The organism is Methylobacterium sp. (assembly GCF_019745455.1).
Taxonomy (GTDB): Bacteria; Pseudomonadota; Alphaproteobacteria; order Rhizobiales; family Beijerinckiaceae; genus Methylobacterium.
In genome coordinates this window covers 1-3,610 of sequence record NZ_JAIETD010000009.1, presented here as the reverse complement: position 1 = coordinate 3,610, position 3,610 = coordinate 1, and the positions used below count along the sequence as shown (strand labels likewise).

The following is a 3,610-nucleotide window of genomic DNA, read 5'->3' as shown; positions in this document are numbered from 1 at the left end:
CCAACCGAGCAGGTTTTCCGCCCCGGTGTTCCAGCCGGTGATCCGCCCGGCGAGATCGAGGGTGAAGATCGCGTAATCCTTCGCACTCTCGACAGCGAGGCGATAACGGGCTTCACTCGCGGCCAGCAACGAGGTGCGTGCCGTCAGGTCGGCCAGGGCACGCTCCAACCCAGAAGCACGCGCTTGTTCGACAGCGAGGGCCGCCCGGCCCTCGGCGATCTCGCGCTCGTGCTCCACCTTGGCCGAGGGACTGCCCTCAGCCAGGCGTTGCACAGCCTCATCGAGCGCTCGTCTGAGGCGCGCAATCTCAGCTTCAAGCACAGCTTCCCGGCCCTCGTGCGAAGGAATGGCCGCATCACGGTCGCTCAAACCGATACTCCTCGCGGACTGCCGATTTTCGTCATGCTACGGCCGTCCAAACAGAGCGTCGTTCCGAGTTCGCCATGCCTCGTCCAAGAGCCACGTGTAGTTCTGGTCCGGCATCAGGGGGACACCCTTCACCTCGGCGTTGGGGATGAGCAGGAAGAAGCTGTCCCGCTCCTGCGACACTTTCAGGGCCCGCAGCGGAACGACGATGCTGTCTTTCCCCGGCGTGAAGAAGCCGCCCGAGGCTACGACGGCGTAGTCTCGGCGATCCTTTGTCCCAAAGACGACGTTCCTAACCTCACCGATGATCTTGTCATCAGAGCTGCGCACCTCCGCACCGATGATCTGATCCGCTCGCAAGCCCAGAGGAAGTTCGTCGACGGGGACCAGAGGTTTGGCGTCCTTCTCGTCGCGACGGCCTTTCACGGCACCACGCTGAACCTTTGGGTCCTTGGCAGCCATCTGCTCCTCGGCGGCATCCTCATCGTTGTCGCCCAGGCTGCTCATATTCGGGCCGGCGATCAGTTCGCGGATGTTGGCCATGAGGCGCTCGCAATCGGCGTGACGCCCATAAGTCCACAGTGTGAAGGCGGCATCGCGCAGGCTCCGAAGATCCTTCACAGTCTGGCGGTTCTCGGGACCGCGCAGGTCGGGCTTCTGCAGGATGGCCTCCTCCAGCTTGGCATCGGCGATTTGGCACTCGGCGAGGGCAGGCGTGATCGCAAGCACGCCCAGGAGAAGGGCGGCAAGTAGGCCTTTGGACGGGTTCATTTTGAGCCTTGGTTGGCCAACGGACGCATCAAGTTCAAGCGGTCCGCGGATTGAGCATGCCTAGTGATCTCCTCCGCGTGGATGCGATGAGATAGCCAGCTCGGCCTTTCGTCGAACGGTGTTTCACCATCGGTTGGCGACAGCTCACCAGATCTTTCCAGTGGAACTTCGATGATGGTCGGCATCGTTGCTGTCTTGAAGCGGACGCTGAATGCATCCCGCGCGCCGATCCGGACTTGGCACGCATTCTTCGTCAGGGACGATCCTGCGGTCATCTCGACAACGGCTCGAAGAACTTCACCGCGAATCGCGTTGGTACTATCGTGCTCACGACCCTCCACGCCAGGGAAGGTTCTTCTGTCATGAGCATAAAGTAAGCTGCGTGCCATGTGGCTCCTCGCTTAAAAATAGGCGGGAGCACATCGAACTCTCAGGCGCTGACGCCCTGAATTAGTGGTCAGCGATATTCATAACCTAGAGCATACTGGCTTGAAAAGCAATGCTGCAGCATCACGAATTTTTGAATTTCAGCCGTTATTAAAATAATTTTAAATATCACCGGAACAAAAATATCATCCAAGACTTAAACTTGACCATACAGAGACTGCCATAAGATTTTGGCGAAGAGGGCAATTATGAATATATTAGATCCCGTTACTGGAAAGCGTGTTGCAATTCTAGCAGTAAAACCAGGATTGCATCCTACACGAAGCTCAAGCCGCATCTGACTGGGCATTCGCTCGACCGGGAGGCCAAGCTGCTGCTGCACCGGGACCAGCTTTCGCTTATCTGCGGCGAAAGCGGCTCGCACGTCCCTAAGTAAATATACGAAAGCACCCTCGGCCTGGCCTGCAGGGCAGCTTCAGCCAGTTCAGGGAGGTTGTTTCTGGCCGCAACGAGGCAAAGGACGATGGCGTTGGGCGCATTCGTACCTTAACCTGTGTGGATACGATCCGATGGGAGCTCGATGCCATGAACCTTGTTCAGCTTATCTATGTCTCGCGCCCCTTCGGGTTTGATCAAGCAGCCCTGAATGGCATCCTTTCCCAGTCTCGCCGCTGCAATACGCGAGATGGTGTCACCGGCGCCCTCATATGCAGATCGGACATTTATCTACAATTGCTGGAAGGCACGGTTGAAGCGCTTGACGCTACCTATGAGCGGATCGTGGCTGACGACCGTCATCTTGAGATCAATCGGTTGTCCTACCAAGCCATTACCGAACGTCTCTTTCCTGCCTGGGCCATGCGTAGTGACCCGGCCCGCTCGTGGATGTGGTCGCCCGCTGAAGTCGCCAATGGCGCAGTTGCAGAGTCGACGCAGAAGCAGCTCATTGGGATCTTCGAGCGGCTCGCAGCCGAACCTGCCGAAGGCGCGAGTCTGTCAGCCGTATGAGCTCGAACGTCCCGCGTTCATCCCTCGCTTAGCAAGCACCCATCGGACCTGTTGCGAGTACGGTATGAAGCCTCAACCGGATAGTGGCTGCGCAGGTGAGAACGGCACCAACGACGTTCCACACCCGACCCCAGCCTTTAGACGGGCCGAGCAGATGGCTATTGCGAACAAGCGAAGGGCGGAGATATTGCCGTTGATCAGTGCGATGAGGGCGCGTGGCACCACGACGCTCGTCGGATTGGCAAACGAGTTGAACAAGCGCGGGATCCCAGCGCCCCGTGGCGGCCAATGGACGGCCACACAGGTCTCGCGGCTGCTGTGAACGACACTGACGTCCTGCGGCGGTTGAGCCTCCTACAAGATAAACCGTCGACGGTATTGCCGAAGGTGTTCATCACTCGCTTGGCGATGGTGCAGCAAAAGGCACTGTGTGGGTACTTGTACCAATCAGCCTTCTGAAGCCTGCTATTTGCTCTTCAAGACTTTATCGGCTGCGGCATCGACTTTTTTGTGATCCGCCGACGAAAGGTTGCCGGCCTTCTCCTTCTTCTGCGGCTTGAAGGTGAACCAGCCGTCAGCGCACTCTCCAACGCGCAAGTCGATGACAGCGTCCAGGCGGGCACCGGTAAGGGCAGCGACGGGGATCACGTCCAGCATACCGGGATCGGCCTTGCCCATCAGAAGTCTCTGGACCTCGGTATCGCTGAAGGCGCGCTACTCTTCGTCGTGATCGACGGACGGCTTTACTAAATGCAGATCTGCAAAGACATTTATCCCGACTGGCGTGCGTATCACGATGTACGACCAGTATCGCTTTAGACGACCAAGATATTTGTTCGTGCTTGCCCAGCCGAGCCTAGTGAAATCCACTAGTTCGTCCATGAAGCGAACTGCCGTTTTGACATCGATCCGCTCCAGAGAAGGTGGCACATCTCGGGCAGCACACCACTCCAGCAGGATCTTAAGAGCGCGCGCATCGTCGAGCAGCGACGTCTCCTTGATTCTGAGAGTCTACATATAGGCTCCGTGGTGAGCGGCGATGGGCGTGGCCGTACCGCGGGCGATGGCACCAAACTGA

6 protein-coding genes are annotated in these 3,610 nt (G+C 58.1%); 2 read left to right on the top strand and 4 right to left on the bottom strand.

Going from position 1 to position 3,610, the window contains the following annotated elements:
- The 3 genes from K2Y56_RS01360 to K2Y56_RS01350 form a co-directional block, all read right to left on the bottom strand.
- A partial coding sequence (locus K2Y56_RS01360) for a PAS domain S-box protein (RefSeq protein ID WP_292504072.1) occupies positions 1-273 on the bottom strand: 273 nt, incomplete at its 3' end.
- Between the two features lie 132 nt (positions 274-405).
- Positions 406-1,137, bottom strand: coding sequence for a PRC-barrel domain-containing protein (locus tag K2Y56_RS01355; RefSeq protein WP_292504069.1), 732 nt, complete (start codon positions 1,135-1,137; stop codon positions 406-408).
- Positions 1,134-1,526, bottom strand: a complete 393-nt coding sequence (locus tag K2Y56_RS01350) for a hypothetical protein (protein WP_292504067.1) — start codon at positions 1,524-1,526, stop codon at positions 1,134-1,136. Before K2Y56_RS01350 ends, K2Y56_RS01355 begins: the two co-directional genes overlap by 4 nt.
- Positions 1,527-2,109: 583 nt before the next feature.
- On the opposite strand from K2Y56_RS01350, the gene K2Y56_RS01345 reads away from it, so the two are divergent.
- Positions 2,110-2,532, top strand: coding sequence for a BLUF domain-containing protein (locus tag K2Y56_RS01345; protein WP_292504064.1), 423 nt, complete (start codon positions 2,110-2,112; stop codon positions 2,530-2,532).
- Positions 2,435-2,854 carry a recombinase family protein gene (locus K2Y56_RS26425; RefSeq protein WP_366848051.1) on the top strand — a complete coding sequence of 140 codons (420 nt, stop codon included), beginning with the start codon at positions 2,435-2,437 and terminating at the stop codon, positions 2,852-2,854. The genes K2Y56_RS01345 and K2Y56_RS26425 overlap by 98 nt, the downstream gene beginning before the upstream one ends.
- 143 nt (positions 2,855-2,997) lie before the next feature.
- Here the strand turns inward: K2Y56_RS26425 and K2Y56_RS01340 are convergent, their stop codons facing one another.
- Positions 2,998-3,210, bottom strand: a complete 213-nt coding sequence (locus tag K2Y56_RS01340) for a hypothetical protein (protein WP_292504061.1) — start codon at positions 3,208-3,210, stop codon at positions 2,998-3,000.
- Positions 3,211-3,610 lie beyond the last annotated feature (400 nt).